12 protein-coding genes and 2 pseudogenes are annotated in these 17,528 nt (G+C 66.7%); 8 read left to right on the top strand and 6 right to left on the bottom strand.

What is annotated here, in order from left to right; all coding sequences use genetic code 11:
- Nucleotides 1-91: 91 nt before the first annotated feature.
- The 4 genes from ACW2Q0_RS18160 to ACW2Q0_RS18145 form a co-directional block, all read right to left on the bottom strand.
- A complete protein-coding gene (locus tag ACW2Q0_RS18160; protein WP_457191597.1) occupies nucleotides 92-943 on the bottom strand; it encodes an alkaline phosphatase family protein in 852 nt (283 codons plus the stop codon).
- A gap of 377 nt (nucleotides 944-1,320) precedes the next feature.
- Complete coding sequence (locus ACW2Q0_RS18155; RefSeq protein WP_457191827.1) at nucleotides 1,321-1,782, bottom strand: DoxX family protein; 462 nt, start codon at nucleotides 1,780-1,782, stop codon at nucleotides 1,321-1,323.
- Between the two features lie 111 nt (nucleotides 1,783-1,893).
- Nucleotides 1,894-2,688 (bottom strand): ABC transporter permease subunit, encoded by a 795-nt coding sequence (locus tag ACW2Q0_RS18150; RefSeq protein ID WP_457191595.1) that lies wholly within the window; start codon nucleotides 2,686-2,688, stop codon nucleotides 1,894-1,896.
- 4 nt (nucleotides 2,689-2,692) lie between these two features.
- Complete coding sequence (locus ACW2Q0_RS18145) at nucleotides 2,693-3,574, bottom strand: ATP-binding cassette domain-containing protein (RefSeq protein WP_457191593.1); 882 nt, start codon at nucleotides 3,572-3,574, stop codon at nucleotides 2,693-2,695.
- A gap of 296 nt (nucleotides 3,575-3,870) precedes the next feature.
- Between ACW2Q0_RS18145 and ACW2Q0_RS18140 the strand changes: the two genes are divergently transcribed.
- Nucleotides 3,871-4,788: a universal stress protein gene (locus tag ACW2Q0_RS18140; protein ID WP_457191591.1), complete on the top strand. Its 918-nt coding sequence runs from the start codon at nucleotides 3,871-3,873 to the stop codon at nucleotides 4,786-4,788.
- Nucleotides 4,789-4,810: 22 nt separating this feature from the next.
- On the opposite strand, the gene ACW2Q0_RS18135 is transcribed toward ACW2Q0_RS18140, so the two are convergent.
- On the bottom strand, nucleotides 4,811-7,141 hold the full coding sequence (locus ACW2Q0_RS18135; protein WP_457191589.1) for a heavy metal translocating P-type ATPase: 2,331 nt from the start codon (nucleotides 7,139-7,141) through the stop codon (nucleotides 4,811-4,813).
- A gap of 171 nt (nucleotides 7,142-7,312) precedes the next feature.
- A complete protein-coding gene (locus ACW2Q0_RS18130) occupies nucleotides 7,313-8,659 on the bottom strand; it encodes a wax ester/triacylglycerol synthase family O-acyltransferase (RefSeq protein ID WP_457191587.1) in 1,347 nt (448 codons plus the stop codon).
- 174 nt (nucleotides 8,660-8,833) lie between these two features.
- On the opposite strand from ACW2Q0_RS18130, the pseudogene ACW2Q0_RS18125 reads away from it, so the two are divergent.
- From ACW2Q0_RS18125 to ppsA, 7 genes and pseudogenes are all read left to right on the top strand, one after another.
- Nucleotides 8,834-9,814: pseudogene (locus ACW2Q0_RS18125) on the top strand (1-phosphofructokinase family hexose kinase).
- A 430-nt stretch (nucleotides 9,815-10,244) separates the two neighbouring features.
- On the top strand, nucleotides 10,245-11,597 hold the full coding sequence (locus ACW2Q0_RS18120; protein WP_457191585.1) for a ferredoxin reductase family protein: 1,353 nt from the start codon (nucleotides 10,245-10,247) through the stop codon (nucleotides 11,595-11,597).
- Nucleotides 11,598-11,601: 4 nt separating this feature from the next.
- Entirely contained in the window at nucleotides 11,602-12,069 is a 468-nt protein-coding gene (locus tag ACW2Q0_RS18115) for an FMN-binding protein (protein ID WP_457191583.1), read from the top strand.
- Nucleotides 12,066-12,812 (top strand): FAD:protein FMN transferase, encoded by a 747-nt coding sequence (locus ACW2Q0_RS18110; protein WP_457191581.1) that lies wholly within the window; start codon nucleotides 12,066-12,068, stop codon nucleotides 12,810-12,812. The genes ACW2Q0_RS18115 and ACW2Q0_RS18110 overlap by 4 nt, the downstream gene beginning before the upstream one ends.
- 530 nt (nucleotides 12,813-13,342) lie before the next feature.
- Nucleotides 13,343-13,999: a DUF2267 domain-containing protein gene (locus ACW2Q0_RS18105; protein WP_457191579.1), complete on the top strand. Its 657-nt coding sequence runs from the start codon at nucleotides 13,343-13,345 to the stop codon at nucleotides 13,997-13,999.
- Between the two features lie 161 nt (nucleotides 14,000-14,160).
- Entirely contained in the window at nucleotides 14,161-14,715 is a 555-nt protein-coding gene (locus tag ACW2Q0_RS18100) for a flavodoxin domain-containing protein (RefSeq protein ID WP_457191577.1), read from the top strand.
- A 132-nt stretch (nucleotides 14,716-14,847) separates the two neighbouring features.
- Nucleotides 14,848-17,128: pseudogene (gene ppsA / locus ACW2Q0_RS18095) on the top strand (phosphoenolpyruvate synthase).
- Nucleotides 17,129-17,528: the final 400 nt, after the last annotated feature.

Genomic DNA, 17,528 nt, shown 5'->3' with positions numbered 1-17,528 from the left:
AGTGAGTTGCGGTGCCGCTCGCGGACACGCCGTCGTGCCCGCGAGCGGGGTGATTACCAGCTACCGATCAGTCGCGGACATCCGCGAACCGTCAGTTCCACACGTTGGTGATCTCCGCGGCGGAGTTCAGGTGGGACAACCCGTAGGCGCTCTCGATGGTGCTCAGAACGTTGTAGTGGTTGATCTGGTTGGAGAAGGTGCCGACCTGGGTGTGCGCGCCGACGAACGTGGTGAAGATGTGGTTGGACGAACTGCCGTTGTCCTCGTCGAAGGTGACGATGAGCAGGCTGTTGTGCGTTTTGGCCCACTGCGCGTATGCGTCCATGTTGTTATGCAGCCAGGTGTCACCTGTGCTGATCGAACAGTCGTGCATATCGTTGCAGAGGTTGGGCGCCACGTACGAGACCGTCGGCAGGCTCGCGTAGTTCGACGAGTTCGGGAAATCGGTGTACATCAGGTTGCTGGTCGCCGGCACGTTGCTGAAGAACGGCGCCGCGTTGTGCTTGCGCGCGTACTGACCGCTGGTGCAGCCGGTGTAGCCGTCCGAGGGCATGCTCTCGGAGTAGCTCTTGAAGGTCTTGCCGGCGGTGATCAGCTGGTTGGCGATGTTATTGCCGCTGAAGGTGTGCGGACAGCTGTCGTCGGTGATGCCCTGGGTAGACCCGGAGAACATCGCCAGGTAGTTGGGCTCGCTCGGGTGCGTGACCGCGAAGGACTGGGTGAACTTCGCTCCCTGCCCGGCCAGACTGTTGAAGTAGGGGGCGCTGGAACTGCCGTTGATCTGGGAGTAGGAATGGTTCTCGAACATCACCAGCACGATGTGGTCGAAAACCGGAACGCTCGTCGCCGCCTGCGCGTTGGTCGAGCTGACCACCGCGGACGTCGCCATACCGATGAAAGCTGCGGCCGCCATGATTACGGGCGCAATGCGCTTCCTGAACACGGATCCTCCTGAAGGATTTAACCGAACCCCGGCAGCACCGCCAGGGTCGGGAAATCGTAAGAACCGCCGTTCGCCGGGCTGCGAATATTCCGGGGACGCTAGATGTGCACGAAGTGAACAAATAAAGCGCGGAGTACATTTTTCTGACACATTGGCAAACTGGTCAATTGAATAAATGGAACTGGTCAATTGAATAAAATCTAGGACTGCGGATCAAACGGTGGATCCGGCCTGATTTGCCGAAAGAAATTCGGCGGAAGGTCCCGTGGCGACGACACTTGATTGCCCGGCGCGGTCGCGGTGATGCCGGAAGACGTCAGCAGGAGATGAACAGCGCCGATCGCCTGACAGATCGCCGCAGCGCTTGCCTCGGGCAGCTACTCGTTCGCGACAGTGCTGCGCGCGGGGCGAGCGCTACCGCTGAGCCGGGCATCGAGCGACCAGCGGCCGGGCCCGGCCCATAACAGGAAGACCAGGCCGAGCAGCATCGCGAAATCGGTGCGGGCGTCGTGGGCCATGCCCCAGAAGCCTTGCACGCCTTGGAAACCGCCGGGTCGCAGTTCCCTCAGTTTGGTCAGCACCATCGCCAGGCTGATGTCGATCAGCAGCGGGATCGCCGCCAGCCGGGTGAGCAGGCCGACGACAACCAATGCGCCGCAGGCGATTTCGACCACGCCATCGAGGTTGGCGAAGAACGTCGCCGCCGGTATCCCGATCTTGTCGAACCGGCCCGGCCCCAGCTGGTCCGGGTACAGGAACTTCTGTATTCCTTCGCTCAGGAACACCAACCCGACCGCCAGCCGGATGCAGATCACCGCCGGTGACCCATCCGCGCGCAGCAGCCGCGTCCACGAGAATCGCTGCGACCCCATCACCGGCACCCGCCTCCCGAGATCATCACCCCACTCCGCCAGCCTAGTCGGGTTCAGGCCGGCGATTCAGCTCGGCGCTCAGACGCCCGCGATATCACGGCGATCGAACACTGGCAGCGCCGCCAGTACGACCACCGCACCGGCCACCACCAGCCACACGTACGCCGCTGGGAGTCCCGCTCCGAGCGGTCCACCCTCGATCGCCTGATGGAACGGCGACAACGGACCCCATGGGCGCACATCGTCGACGATCTTACTGGCGACATAGAGGACATAGGCGGCGACAGCGAAGACCGACGCCCCACCCAGTGCAACGATCCTTCGACCGGTGGCTGCGCCGAGAGCCAGTGCCAGCCAACCGAATTCGATGCCGATCAGGGCCATCGCCAGCGCGCCGCTCGCGGCGGCCGCGATCGAGACGCCCAGACCGAATATGGTCGAACCCATCACGATCGCCGCGAACAGCACCACGGCGAGGGCGCCGACGGCAGTGGCCAGCACGGCGGCCTGTTCCAGGGCGAGGCGGATCGGTGAGAGCCGGGTGATCAGCAGCACCTCCAGCGCACCGCTTTCTTCCTCGCCCGCGACCGCTCGGGCACCCCGCCCGATCGCGAACACGAGGAAAAGGATCGGCAGCAGCATGCTGAACAGTTCCGCGTTGAGAAACCCAGTGCCCGTGATGAATTGGTCCATATTGAACACCTTGCGCAGCGGCTCCGGATAGCTGTTCAGGAAGTCATGCAGGCCCGTCATGCTCGAGATCGACGGCCATAGTGCCGATTCCAGCAGCACGACGGCGACGATTCCGACACCCCAGCCCAGCAGTCCACGGCGCTGATCGTGCAGGCTCTTCAGAAATACATTGCGCAGCATCGCCTCACGCCTGTCCGTAGTAGGAGAGGAAGATTTCTTCCAGATCGGGTTCGCGGCTGATGATGTCGACGACGTCGTACGGCGCGACGGCTTTCAGCAGTTCCGCGGTCGAACCCGACAGCTCGATATGCACGGTGGTGGCGTCGCGCCGGACCTCCCGCACACCCGCGATCCGTCGCAGTGTGCCGGCATCGGGCGGTTCGCCCGCGAATCGCAGATCGATCCGGTGCGTCGCTCGGCCGGTGAGGTCGGCGACCGATCGCACCTCGATCAACCGGCCCTGCCGGAGGAGGCCAACCGTATCGGCGACGGCCTGCACCTCGGAAATAACATGTGAGGACAGGAATACTGTCCGCCCCGCATCGCGCGCCTCACGGATCATGGCGAGAAATTCGCGCTGCACCAACGGATCCAGCCCGGTGGTCGGCTCGTCCAGCACAAGCAGATCCGGTTCGGACATAAAAGCCTGTACGATGCCGACCTTCTGGCGATTGCCGTGGGACATCGCGCCGATCCGGATGGTGGGATCCAGATCCAGCCGCTTGATCAGCGTGTCACGGACGGTGCGATCGACGCCGCCACGCAAGTTGGCCAGATACGTCAGATAGCGCTCCGCCGTCATATCGGGATACGCGACGAATTGTCCTGGGAGATAACCGATATGGCGCTGTGCGGCCTCCCGCTTCCGGACGGTGTCCGCACCACAGACCCGCGCCGAACCACTGGTGGGGCGCATGAGCCCCACCAGGACACGGATAGTCGTCGTCTTACCCGCACCGTTGGGGCCCAGGTAGCCGAAGACGACCCCGGCGGGTACGCGCAATGTCACCTCCGCGAGCGCCTGTTTGCGGCCATACGACTTGGTCAGCCTGTCCAGCTCGATCATCGACGAAACCACCTTGCGCGAACGTCCGGTCGCGGCGAGGTCCGAACCGGCTCCGTCAACTGTGCCTGTGCCGAGGTCGGGGTTGACAGAGTCGGGTGTCCCTCCCCCCGTGGACGTTGGTCCCCGCCGTCTTACCAACAGCGCCGAAGGCCCGAACCGCGACGTCAACGCCTTTATAGGCCGCGTTGAATTGCCGATCGCCCCTCGGGTCGAGGACCAAAGCCAGCAGCCCCCGAAGCCTTGGCTACCTACCGTACGAATAACCGAACTCGTCGAAACTCGAAGGGGCACCGGACATGACCGCTCGCCACGATAGCCCGCACGAGCTGGCACCCGCCGCTGTGGTGGTCGGCACCGACGGCTCCGGCACCGCCGAGCCGGCCGTTCGGTGGGCCGCCGAGACCGCGGCGCACCGCGGCCGCCGCCTGCACGTCGTGCACGCCATCGACACCTCCGCCGTCCGCTCGCTCCTCGACAGCGACCACATCATGGCACCCGGAGTCGCCGAGAAGATGCGTGGTCGCGGCGAGCGCATCCTGGCCTCGGCCGTGCGGCTGGCACATGAGCTCGCCCCCGACCTGGAGGTGAGCACCGAACTCACCGAGGCTAATCCGGCCGAACTGCTCATCGCGCTGTCCGAGCGCGCGCACTTGGTCGCCATCGGAGCCACCCCGGGTGTCGGCACATTGGCGCACATCGGATCGACGCTGCTGGCGGTCGCCAGCCACGGACACGGCTGCATCGTGGTGGTACACGACACCGGCACCGGGCAGCGCCTGCGCGACACCGGACCGGTCGTGGTAGGTGTCGACGGCAGCCCTGTCGGTGAGGCGGCGATCGCCGCGGCGTTCGCCGAGGCCACCGAGCGCAATGCCGAACTCGTCGCCATCCACGCCTGGAGTGATCTGTCCGAGGGCGAATTCGCCGGCGAGCAGTATCTCGAAATCCCCATCGTCGACCTGGAAGTCGCCGAGCACGCGCTACTGGCCGAGCGACTCGCGGGCTGGCAGGAGAAGTTCCCGAACGTCACGGTCACCCGCAAGGTCTTCGCCACCGGGCCGCGCCGGCACCTGTTGGACTGGTCGAAGGCGGCTCAGCTGATCGTCGTCGGCAGTCGCGGGCGCGGCGGTTTCCGGGGGCTGCTACTCGGCTCGACAAGCAATTGGCTCGTACAGCAGGCACATTGCCCGATCATGGTGGTCCACCCGAAATAGTCCGCGGAATCGAAACGCGACGCTATCGAGTGACGCCCGAATCGTGCTCACTCGGCTCGTGCGCCAAGGTGAACAACGCTTCGTCCTCTTGGGCGAAGTGCAGCGTGAGGATGGCGTCCAAGCCGTACAGGGTGGCGCGCAGGTCATCGATCTGATCCGCGTGGATGCCGTCGGGCGACTCGGCGAGATGGCGGCGGATCCGCTCGACCAGGCGCTCGATTTCGGTGTGCTCGCGGCTCATGGTGACCATCGCCTCTGGGTCGCGCAGATAGCTCGCCAGCGCCGGATACAGCTGCGCCTCCTCGGCGCGCTCATGCGGCAGTACGTCGGCGGTGAGCACATCCAGGGCCCGGCGCAGCGCGGCGTCGGCACTGGGTACCGGACCGTGGGACAGGGCGTCTGCGGCATCGCGCACCGAGGAACGGGCGGCATGCAGCCGTTCGTGTTCGCGCGCGAACCGTGCCACCAGCGGGTCGATCGCGGCGCTGCGCCGACCACGACCTATGCGCAGCACTCGCAGCGCGTTCAGTATCACCGCGACGTCGATCCCCTCCTGCACGAGTGCTCCCGCTGCGGGCACCAAGAAACCGAATGCCGCCGCGATCATGGCCACCAGCGATAGCGACATGCCGGTGAGCGCACTCTGCAGGGCCAGCCGGTGCGTACGCTGCGCGATGTCCACGGCATCGGCCAGCCGGTCGATGCGGTCGTCCACGATTACGGCGTCTGCGGCCTGTACCGCCGCCGTCGATCCGCGCGAGCCGAGCGCGACTCCCACATCCGCCGCGGCCAAGGCCGGAGCGTCGTTGACGCCGTCACCCACCATCACCGTGACACCGTCGTGTTGTTCGGCGCGGATCGCGGCGATCTTATCGGCGGGATCGGCGTCGGCGACCACCTCGGTGAGGCCCAGCATGCGCGCAACGTCGGTCGCGTTGTCGACCCGGTCACCGGTGAGCAGGAGCAGCCTGCGCAGGCCCGCTCCTCGTAGTCGGCGCATAGTCCGCGTCGCGTCGACCCGGATGCGGTCACGCACCAACAGCGCCGCGACCGGGGCATCGTTCACCGAAACCCAGATGATGCCGGCCAGATCCAAGTGTGCGCGCCGCGCCGCGGCACGGACCCATGGTGCGGGATGCGCATCCGCGGGCAGCTTGCCGACGCGCACCCGATCGCCCGCGACCGTACCTGTCGCCCCCTGCCCGGGTTCTTCCGAAATATCCACGGCTGCAGCAGGTTTCAGGCCACGCGCCGCAGCGGCACCCAGCACGGCCTTGGCGAGCACATGCGGTGAGTACCGTTCGACCGCGGCCGCGCGAGGCAGGATCTCCTCCGGGGACGCGCCCGCGGCGGTGACAATGTCGATTACCTCGGGGTGGCCGACGGTGACGGTGCCCGTCTTGTCCATCGCGAGACACTGTGCGCGACCCAGCGTTTCGAGGGTCGCGCCATCCTTGACGACAACTCCTGCCCGCGCCGTCCGCGACATTCCCGCGGTGATCGCCACCGGCACCGCGAGCAGTAGTGGACACGGTGTCGCGGTGACGATCACCGCGACCGCACGGACCGGGTCCCCGGTGACCGCCCACGCGGTGCCGGCGATGACCAGCGCGATCGGCAGGAACCACACCGCGACCCGGTCGGCCAGTCGCGCGACCGGTGCGGCGGTCGCGGCCGCCTGGCCGGCCAGCGTCACAATTCCGGCATAGGTGCTCTGTTCCGCTGTGGCCGCAGCCCGAATATCCACGGCGGCACCGGCATTCGTCACCCCACTGCGCACATCCGTGCCCGCCTTGCGCACGACGGGCACCGGTTCACCGGTCAGCGTCGACTCATCGAACACCCCCTCGGTGGTGGCAAGCACACCGTCGACCGGGACGGTCTCCCCCGGCAATACCACGACCAGATCGCCGGGACCCACCGCGTCCGCCGCAACCGTATCGATTCCGCTCGCCCGCCGCAGATGCGCACGAACCGGGGCTCGCCGCAACAGTTCGGAGAGATCGCGCCCCGCCCGTCGCCCGGCGTAGGCCTCCAGCACTCGGCCGGTGGCCACCATCAACGCGATCAGCGCACCCGCGAAATACGCACCGACCGCCATCGCGCCGACCAAGGCGACCACGGCGAGCAGATCGGCGCCGTACCGCCCTTTACGAAGGTCGGCCACTACCCACCACAGCGCAGGAACCAACGCGATCACGGTCGCCGCGAGCCAGAGCAGATCGGCCGCGGCCGTGTTGAACGGGCGCGTGACCAGCCCTGCCGCCAACAGTGCGCCGATCGCGGAGCCCAGCAACACGGGCCGAAGCAGCAGCACCGAACCCAGGTCTTCGGAGGTATCGGAAGAACTCATCTCGGTGCTCCTGATCGTTTGCGGTGTTCCGACTGTCGCATCCGATGTGGGTCGTACAAGAGAGGTCGAAAGCCACCGGTACAGATCCGAATTCCCCTACATGACCGCGAGCCACTACGACGACAGTGGATTCGGATCCCGCATCCGTTCGAAGGAGTTCTCTGTACCCGCTCAGGAGGTGCGCGGGACGCGGGACGCGGCCAGCAGCTCGGCGATACCCTCTTCGATACCTTCGGCGATCAGGTCGATGTCGGGTGTGGTGTCGTAGTCGCCGGTGATGCCGAAGACGAGCCGCTCGTGGTAGCTGAGGATTGCGATCGTGGTGCGCAGGCGCATGGCGATGGGGATGCAGGGCAGGATTTCCAGTACTTCGCGACCGTGCACGGTCAGTGGTCGGCGGGGTCCGGGGACATTGGTGGCGAGGGCGCCTACGCTGTGCTGCGGGAAGCGTCCGGCCAGCCGGAAGGCCCACGCGACCGCGGCGAAAGGCAGCCAGTCGGCCATCGACAGCATCGACTTCTCGGCCTCGGCCTCACCTTTCGCACGATGCTGGGAAATCCGCTCGTGCACCGCCGCGAGTCGCTGCACGGGATCCTCGATTTCGATGGGCAGGTATGGGAGCATGGCCGAAACCCTGTTGTCCATCACATATTTCGCATCTGACGCGCGCACGGATATCGGCACCAGAATGCGGAGCTTATCCGGCGCAAGCTCCTCGCCGCGCTTGTGCAATACGGTTCGGTAAGCCGAGGCGATGGCCGCGAGTGCGACGTCGTTGACCGTCGCATCATACGCCGCGCCGATCTCCCGGATCTCCGGTAGCGAGGCGCGGGCGACCACATAGCGTCGTTGCTGTCCGATCGGCCCGTTCAACGAGGACGCGGCAGTCGGGGTGATGGCGGAGTACAGCACCGGCACGAGACCGCGCACCACCGAGAGCGCGAACCGCGGCGCCACTATCGGTAGCCGGATACCCTTCGCCACCAGAGCCGCAAGACCGGTACTGGAACGATCTCCCGCGCTGGGGGCCGGCACGCTGCCGCCGCCCCTCGGCTGGTCGCATAGGCCCTCGAACAAGGTGATGCCCGAGATGCCGTCCACCATGCTGTGATGGGCCTTGACGATCATCGCCCAGCGATCACCGGCCAAGTGCTCGACGACCACGCATTGCCACAGCGGATGATCTCGGTCGAGCCGTTCCTCCAGTTCCATCGCGATCAGCTCGTATAGCGCCGACTCGTCGCTGGGCTCGGGCAGCGCGGTCCACCGAATGTGGTGCGCCAGATCGAAATTCGGGTCGTTTTCCCATACCGGCGCGGTCAGGTCCAGCGGCGCCCTGCGCACCCGCTGCCGGAGGCGGGCGTTACGGTCGAGCCCCTTGGCCACTCCCGCGGTGAACTCTTCGCGCGTCGGCGGCGGGCCCGCCACGATCGCCACCGCGCCGATCCCCAGGCTGATATGGCGGTCGGTGTCCTCCAACTCCATGAATCCCGAATCCAACGGGCGCAGCTCGGTCATGGTCAACCTCGAACGCATCGGTGGTGGCAGCCGGTACCCGCGGATGGGACAGTGTGGCACTGCCACTCGACAATCCTCGCGCGCATGTCCTGCTGTGGGTGAGAGACAAAGGTCGACAGTCGAAGCGCCTAATTGCTCTATATCCCGCGGCGACATCGGCGGACGTTGAGAGATATGGCTTCCGGCAATTCCGACCACTCCCCAGCATCGATTCTGACCGTCACGCTGAATCCGACCGTGGACATATGTCTGGAAGTCGAACAGCTGCACGGCGAGGGCAAGAACCGGGCCCGGCTGTGCTCGGTCCGAGGCGGGGGCGGTGGTATCAATGTCGCCCGCTGTATCCGCAGGCTCGGTGGTGGCGCGATCGCCCTGCACACCGCCGGCCGGGAGATCGGCGGACGGCTGGACCGGCTCCTCGACGAGGAAGGCTTGGACCATCGACGCATCGAGATAGCAGGCGACACCCGGGAGGCGTTCGTCATCGCCGAGGTGCGCTCCGGGCGCAGTTACCACATCGTGCCGCCCGGTCCGGTGCTCAGCGAGGTGGACGGCCAGCGGTGCCTGGCAACCGTAATCCAGATGGCGCAGCACTTTTCATATCTCGTCATCACCGGAAGCATGCCCCCCGGAGTCCGCGAGGATTTCTGCGCCGAGGCAGTGCGTCAGGCCGCTGCCCGTGGCATCCGTGTCGTACTGGACGTGGCGGGAGCACAGCTGCGGAAGGTGATATAGGAGCCGGTTTTCGTGAACCGCCTGGACCGCAAAGAGGCCGCGGCCCTGATCGGCCGTCCCATCGCGACCTTCGCCGACGCCCGGGCCGCCAACGAGTACGTCCTCGAGGCGGGTGCGGTCGGCAACGCCATCACCACGGTCGGCGCACTCGGCGCCGTACTGTCCACCCACGCCGCCCACCATGAGGTTGCCGCGCCGGTACTACCCCACCCGCCGCGCAGCGACGCCTGTGCGGGTGACAGCCTGATTGCCGCGGTGACATATCGTCTCGCGGTGGGTGACGATTGCGTCCGCGCGTGCGAGTACGGGGTCGCGGCCGCCGCGGCGACGGTACTGCTGCCTGGTACCGAGGTATTCGACGCGGCTACCGTCGAGGAACTGCTGGCCGAGGTGCACACGCACTGGTCGATCCGGCAATAGCTCGTGAGCCGGCCGCATCAGCAGGTGCTCCGAGCGCCGGGCACGCGGCCCCGGCAACGGCGTGAGCAGGCTCTTCTCCCATTGCGATCCCGGGAGCTCGAGGTTGGAGGAATCAGGTGCGCCTGGACGTGGGCCGTGCCGGCCGGCCGGCGATATGGCAGCAGGGGACCTGCGGCCCGCAGCAACCTCGCAGCGCGTACACCCCGAGCTCCCAGTTGGCTCTCCGACACTGATTGCAGGTTTCTCGAGGAGTGTGCAATCAGCAAATGGATCAGTCAGAGGCGGGCAGCGGTGGCAATCTCCACCCGATCGGTGCCGGGATGACGGGAGTGCGCGGCGCGGGAAGCGACGACCCGGTGGGCCGAGTCGCAGAGGACTCCGCGTGATCGCCACGCAGGACGCCGCAATCGGGTCGACAGCACAACCTTCGATGCGGAGCGCGCGTGTCGACGCGGCCGTACGGTGCGCGGCGGGAGTCGCGCTGTGGGGCAGTGTGCTGACCGTTGTCTACTGGTGGGTCGCCGGCGGCGGAATTCAGGATCTCGGCATCGCCGAGGACCGGCTGACCTCCACGGGGCGGCTGGCCGGGCTCGTCGCCGCTGACCTGTTATTAGCGCAGGTGCTGCTGATCGCACGGATTCCGTTCTTGGAGAACGCCTTCGGACGAGATCGGCTGATCGCGCTGCACCGCCTGATCGGCGGTGGTTCCTTCGGACTGCTCATCGGTCACATCGCGCTGATCACCTGGGGTTACGCCGGGGGTGCGCTGATTCGAACGCCCGTGACGCTGTGGGAGCTGACCGTCGACTATCCGGGCATGCTGTTGGCGGTGGCCGGTACGACGCTCCTGATGTTGGTCGTGGTGACCAGTATGCGCGCGGTCCGCGAGCGGTTGCGGTATGAGACATGGCATCTACTGCACCTCTACGCCTACCTCGGTGTCGGACTCGCGTTGCCGCATCAACTGTGGACCGGTCAGGAGTTCCTGAACTCCCCCGCCGCGACCGCGTACTGGTGGAGCGCGTGGGCGCTCGCGGTTGTCGCCGTGCTGACGTGGCGATTCGCACTTCCGTTGTGGCGCAATGCTATACATCGACTTCGGGTCACCGCGGTGGTCCCCGAAGGCGATGATGTCTGGTCGGTGTACCTGAGCGGGCGACGGCTGGATCGGCTGCCGGTCGCGGCCGGACAGTTCTGCACCTGGCGGTTCCTGAATCGCCCCGGCTGGACGCGCGGCAACCCGTATTCGTTGTCGGCGATGCCGAACGGAGAATACCTGCGCGTATCGATCAAAGCCGCGGGCGACAACAGCATGCGCACATCCGCGCTGCGCCCTGGCACACCAGTACTTTTCGAAGGTCCCTATGGGCGGCTGTCCCCTCGCACCCGCACCCGTCGCGGCGTGGTGCTGATCGGCGCGGGTGTCGGGCTCGCGCCGATGCGCGCGCTGGCCGAAGGGATCGCGTATGCGCCGGGCGAGGCGGTCGCCCTGCTGCGATACCGGAGTGAACCACTGTTCGCGCGGGAATTCGAATATCTCGCCAGCACCCGGGGGCTGCGCCTACATCATCTGCCCGGACATCGCCGCGGCGGCGGATCGTGGCTCGGCGACAGCGTCGGCCGCGTAGATGACCGCACAGCCTTGCTGGATCGGGTGCCCGATATCGCAGCCCGCGATGTCTATGTCTGCGGTCCGCTCGCCTGGTCCGAGTCGGTGCGTCGTACGGCCCGAGCGGCCGGTGTGCCCGAATCCCGGATTCATGTCGAAAACTTCAGGTGGTAATCCGTTGAAACGCATTCTCTGGTGGGTGATGAGCACGATCACCGGTGGCGTCCTGTTGTTCGGTTACCACACCTCCACCGCCGGTCCGCTGAATACCGCATCACCTCCGGCGGCCTTATCCACATCCCAACCCGGCCCCATTCCCTCCGCCGCTGGCACGACCGCGTCCGGGTCGGCCGTGCCGGCATCGGATCAGTCGACGACCTACACCGGGTCCAGCGCCCAAACGCGTTGGGGCCCAGTGCAAGTGACCGTAACGGTCAGCGGCGGCCGGGTCACCGAGGTCACGGTCCCACAATCGCCCAATGGCAATTCCCGTGATAAGCAGATCAACGCGCGAGCCCTGCCGGTGCTGGTGCAGGAAACCCTCGAGGTGCAGAGCGCCCATATCGACATGGTCAGCGGCGCCACCGTGACCAGCGACGGCTATGTCCGGTCGCTGCAGGCCGCGCTCGATCAGGCGGGACTGTGACCAGCAGATACGTTGAGCAGCTGATGGGCATGCCGATCAGCCTCGCCATGCGAGGCAGGCATGCCGCCGACCACACCGGCCGCGCGGCCTGGTCCGTAGTGCTGTCCAGCCTGCGCGAGGTCGATCGCGTCTTCAGCACCTGTCGACCGGATTCGTTCATTTCGAGGATGATGCGCCACGACGCCTCCGCGCATCCACTCCCGCCCGAGGTGACCGAGGTGCTGGCGCTCGGTGCACGGGCCGAACGCGAGTCGGATGGGGCCTTCGCGATCCGCCGGCCGGGCCCCGATGGCGAGGTGTTCGATCCGAGCGGTGTCGTGAAGGGGTGGGCGGTCGAACGCGCGGCCGCTCATCTGTGTGCCCTGGACGCCACCGATTTCTGCCTGTCCGCCGGCGGCGACATGGTGTGCCGCACCCTCGATCCGGCCGCTGAGCCGTGGCGCATCGGCATCGAAAACCCCTTCGATACAACACAACTCGCTGCTGTCGTCCCGCTGCACACGGGCGCGGTCGCCACCTCCGGCACCGCGCACCGCGGCAGCCACATCGTCGATGCGCGTACCGGCCGACCTCCAACCGGCATTGCCTCGGTCACCGTGATCGCCGACAACCTGACCTGGGCCGATATAGACGCCACCGCCGCGTTCGCGCACGGGCCACAGGCCGCCCGGTGGCTCGACACCCGCAGGCACGCAGGCTATCTGGTGATCCGCCCCGACGGATCGATGATCACCGGGACCTAGCGGCAGACCAGCACCGCTTCGCCGGCCTCCGCGGAAATCTACACGGCACGACCGAACCGCTCGAGCGGTCAGGCCGGCGTAAGGAAATCTAGGCAGGAGCCGCTGGTGGGTCCGATGATGCCGCCGCCGCGAGACGAGACGAACGTGCCGAGATCGCCGGTATCGGCCGGGTGGATTCACTGTCGATCCAGCGCCCGTACACGGCGGGCACCGTGCGCACCGCCAGCGCGACCGCGCGCAACAGCAAAGCGGCCATGACAAGAGCTATTGTTTGGGCACACGCGCCTGCGCCCGACGGCAGAGTCCCCTGGTCCCGCAGGTGTCGCCGGTTCTGCGGCGGAAAGTCCTCGGCCGAAAGGACTTTCGACTCTGATAGTGGCACGAGCCGATGCCGGGGCCATTCGGTGGCCGACACCGTGACTATCGCCCCACATCACGGCAACTTTTGCCTCTTGGACGCGGCTCGCCCGCATCGCAGGCTGGCGGTGCGCCATCCCGATTCGCACCGGGTGAACACCGAGGAGCCGACCATGTCACATTCCGATGATCCCTTCGCATCCGCTGTGCACACCGCCCGGCAATGGGTGCGCGCCGTCGCGGATGGACTCGACACCGACGACCGCGCCTTCGCCTATCGGGTGTTGCGGGCCTGGATGCACACCGTCCGCGACCGGATCAGTGTCACCGGTTCCGCTCATCTCAGCGCGCAACTGCCGGAGGTCCTGCGCGGCGTTTACTACGAGGGCTGGGTGCCGGGCCAGGTGCCGGTGCGCCATGGCCGTTCCGAATTCGTCGCCCAGTTCGCCAGGGCGGCCGACATCGATCAGGACGAGGTCGGACCGGTCGCGGGCGCCGTCACCGCCGCGCTGTCGGATCTGTTCGCCCCGGGGCAGCTGAACCGAGTATTCGCGGTGCTGCCGATGCACCTCTACGGCGTGCTATGCGGCGCGCGAACCTCCATCAAGGAGCTTTCGGCGCAGCTGCCCGAGGATCCGCCGAGCGATCGACTGACCGCGTTGGAGGATCGGGTGCGCGCGCTCGGTGATGCGGTCGCGGCACTCGCCGACGGTATAGAAAGGCTGTCCACCGACGCCTCGGATGTGAACCGGACCACCGCGGCGGCCCGGGAGGCACACCGGATCCTGCTGACCGAGGGACCGGTCCACACCACCTCGCAGGCGCGCTGAGGTGTTGCGCGGCACCATCGCACTCGGGCATTTCGCGGGCATTCGGATCGGCGCGCACTGGTCGACGTTGGTCACGCTCGGCGTGTTTGGGGACGTTGGTCCCCGCCCGACGGGTATCACGGCTCTCACCACCGGTCAGGCTCCTGCGCGACGCTGAGGATATGGAATCGAACGTACCTCGTATCGCGGTCGTATACGCGACCGAAAAGGGATCGACCCGCGATATCGCGGAGTTCATCGCCGCCGAGCTGGACGATCAGGGCGCCGAAGTGGAGCTCAGTGCCGCCGAGCACGCACCGGAGCTGTCCCGTTTCGACACCGTCGTGCTCGGCAGCGCGATCCACGATATGGACTTTCTGCCCGCCGCCGTCACTTTTGTGCGAACACACCGGGAGGCATTGCGGAACATGAACGTCTGGCTCTTCAGCGTCGGCCTCGGCCCCGCCCTCGGCGGTCCCATCGGAAGCCGCATCGGTCGGATCGTGCCGAAGAAGATCGCCGCGTTGCGCGACTCGATATCGCCGCGGGACTACCAGGCGTTCTCCGGGCACTACGAACACATCGGCGTCTCGCTGAAAGCCAGGATCCTGTATCGCTTGATGGGCGGTGGACGCTATGGCGATCTGCGCGACTGGGCCGCCATCCGCGCCTGGTCGGTGAGCATCGCGCAAGCACTCGGTTTGCCCGCGGCGCAATCGAACACCGTTGTCCCGTAATCGAACCGAGCCTGATCGCCGTCGGAACCGCCGGGCCCAGCGCCGGTGACCTTCGGCTGTAGCCGCCGCTACTGGACCGGGCGACGGTGCGAACAAAGACATTTCCAGACACGAAAAGGGACGGGAGCCGAGATGGGCGACTATGTGGCCGGATTCGAGGAGCTGCGACTCGACGACGCGGCTCGAGCCGGTGGCAAGGGTGCGAACCTGGGCGAGCTGGTGGCGGCGAAACTTCCGGTGCCGCCGGGGTTCGTGATCCTGCGGGCCTGCTACGAGCAAGTGATCTCGGACGGCCCCGACGGAGCTGAGCTGGATCGCCTGCACAGCGAGGCACTCGCCGCCAGCGCGGACATCCCTCGGGTGACCGAATTGTGCCGGCGCATGCGCGAACTCGTACTCCAGGCCGTTTTGAACGGTGGTCTTCGCGACACAATCCTGGCCGCGTATCACGCACTGGGCGAGCAGGTTCCCGTCGCCGTACGCTCCTCCGCCGTCGGCGAGGACAGCGCCACTTCCTCGTTCGCGGGCATGAACATCTCCCGCCAATGTGCGCGGCGACGAGCAACTGCTCGCTGCCGTCATGGACTGCTGGGCTTCGCTGTTCACGCCCCGTGTGGTGACCTACCGTGCGCGCCGCGGCATGAGTCAGCGTCCGGTCATGGCGGTTGTGGTACAACGCATGGTGACCGCACGGCGATCCGGCGTCGCGTTCACCGCCGACCCCGCTACCGGACGCCGGGACCGGATCGTGATCGACGCCGCCCGTGGCCAAGGCGAGGTGGTCGTCTCCGGTGCGACCGAACCCGATACCTACCTGTTCGACGCGGCCGGTCCTACCCTGCTCGAAACCCGCGTCGGTCACCAGAGTTTCGCGATCGTGGCGGGACCCGACGGGGATCGCCAGGTGGAATTGACCGGCCCGGAAGCCGACGGTCCGGTACTGGATGAACAGCAGGCGTTGGCCGTCGCCGGCCTCGCACTAGCCGTGCAGGAGCATCACGGCGGCAAGCCGCAGGATGTCGAATGGGCCTTCGACGATAACGATCTCTGGCTGGTACAGGCCCGTCCGATTACCACGCTGCCGGACGGTTCGGCCCAACATCGCGTCGCGGGGCCGGTTCCCGCGCAGGTGCTCGTACGCGGACTCGCTGCCGCACCCGGTAGCGCGAGCGGTGCCGTGCGCAGTCTTTCCTCGCCCGCACAGGGGCAATCGCTGCGTGACGGCGAAGTGCTTGTCGCACCGATGACCAACCCGGACTGGCTGCCGACACTCACCCGCGCGGCGGCGGTAGTCACCGACAGTGGCGGAATGACCTGTCACGCCGCCATTGTCGCCCGCGAACTCGGTGTTCCGTGCGTCGTCGGCACGCGCACCGCGACCACCACACTCATCGACGGCACCGTGGTCACCGTGGACGGTTCCGCTGGCGAAGTCCGTGCCGGACAACCGAAATCGAGCCCGACAACCACGGCACCCGTCGCGGCGATCGGCGGCACCGAAACCACCGCAACCCGGGTCTATGTCAATCTCGGACTCCCCGAGGCGGCCGAGCGCGTCGCCGCGGGCGATGTCGACGGGGTGGGCCTACTGCGCGCGGAAACCCTGCTGACCCATGCGCTCGGCGGCCGGCACCCCCGCGATCTGATCGCGCGCGGTGAGGAACACCTCTTCGTCGACCGCATGGCCGAATCGCTGCACCAGATTACCGCGGCCTTCCAGCCGCGCCCGGTCGTCTACCGCGCCACCGACTTCCGCACGAATGAATTCCGCGCCCTCATCGGCGGCGCCAGATACGAACCGGTGGAACACAATCCGATGATCGGCTACCGCGGCGCCTACCGCTACATCCGGGAACCGGAGATATTCGCACTGGAACTGGCCGCACTGGCCCGGGTCCGCGAACGAACCCCCAACCTGCACTTGATGATTCCCTTCGTGCGCACCCGATGGGAACTGGAGACGTGTCTCGAACTCGTCGACGCGAGCCCGCTCGGTCGCCAGAGGGGCCTGCACCGCTGGGTGATGGCCGAGGTTCCCTCTGTCGTGCACTGGCTCCCCGAATACGTCGGCCTCGGCATCGACGGCGTCTCCATCGGCAGCAACGACCTGACCCAGCTCATGCTGGGCGTGGACCGCGATTCCGAACAATGCGCTGAACTCTTCGACGAATCCGACCCCGCCGTGCTGGACGCCATTGCCCGCATCATCACCACAGCTCGGCGTCTCGGCGTCACCTCATCGCTCTGCGGCCAGGCGCCTTCCAATCACCCGGAATTCGCCGAACACCTAGTTCGCATGGGAATCACCTCGGTGTCCGTCACCCCCGACGCGGCCCCCGCAACCCGCCGAGTCGTCGCCGCCGCGGAACGCCGCCTGCTACTCGACCACGCCCTCGCGTCCGGTCCGAACTGATCCATCCGTCCGGATTCCCGCCAGTTCGATGCGCGAGAACGATTGCGCGGCTTGCGCGCTCGAAAGCGGCCTTGCAGTAGCGGCAAATTCCGGTGTCCGGCTCGGCGTTGCGGAAGGTCGCTCGCGGTCACGGTCTGGTCCCCTTGTCGTTGGCTGCACACCCCCAGTGGGGCACCAACCGCACCGTTGGGCGGCTCGTAGCCTGCGGCGCGCTCTGGGGCGCGTCCTGCTGGGGAGGTGCTCATACCGACGTTATGGACATACAAGTGCCGCGAGTGACAACCTGGTGACAACTCGCAACGACCTGGTCACGGCCGGTAGTCTCGGCTGTAGATGCCGAAGTCCTGCCCAACTGCGCTCAAATCCTGATGTACCACAACGCAAACGATGTCGCACTGAC

The organism is Nocardia citri, assembly GCF_054065835.1.
The sequence above is the reverse complement of the archived record's forward strand: the minus strand, read 5'-3'. Positions and strand labels throughout refer to the sequence as shown.

Excerpts from the sequence above, each read along its gene's own strand:
- ACW2Q0_RS18150 (WP_457191595.1), bottom strand. The coding sequence starts at position 2,688 with ATGCTGCGCAATGTATTTCTGAAGAGCCTGCACGATCAGCGCCGTGGA.
- ACW2Q0_RS18135 (WP_457191589.1), bottom strand. The coding sequence starts at position 7,141 with ATGAGTTCTTCCGATACCTCCGAAGACCTGGGTTCGGTGCTGCTGCTT.
- ACW2Q0_RS18100 (WP_457191577.1), top strand. The coding sequence starts at position 14,161 with ATGGAATCGAACGTACCTCGTATCGCGGTCGTATACGCGACCGAAAAG.
- ACW2Q0_RS18120 (WP_457191585.1), top strand. The coding sequence starts at position 10,245 with ATGCGGAGCGCGCGTGTCGACGCGGCCGTACGGTGCGCGGCGGGAGTC.
- ACW2Q0_RS18105 (WP_457191579.1), top strand. The coding sequence starts at position 13,343 with ATGTCACATTCCGATGATCCCTTCGCATCCGCTGTGCACACCGCCCGG.
- ACW2Q0_RS18140 (WP_457191591.1), top strand. The coding sequence starts at position 3,871 with ATGACCGCTCGCCACGATAGCCCGCACGAGCTGGCACCCGCCGCTGTG.
- ACW2Q0_RS18130 (WP_457191587.1), bottom strand. The coding sequence starts at position 8,659 with ATGACCGAGCTGCGCCCGTTGGATTCGGGATTCATGGAGTTGGAGGAC.
- ACW2Q0_RS18145 (WP_457191593.1), bottom strand. The coding sequence starts at position 3,574 with ATGATCGAGCTGGACAGGCTGACCAAGTCGTATGGCCGCAAACAGGCG.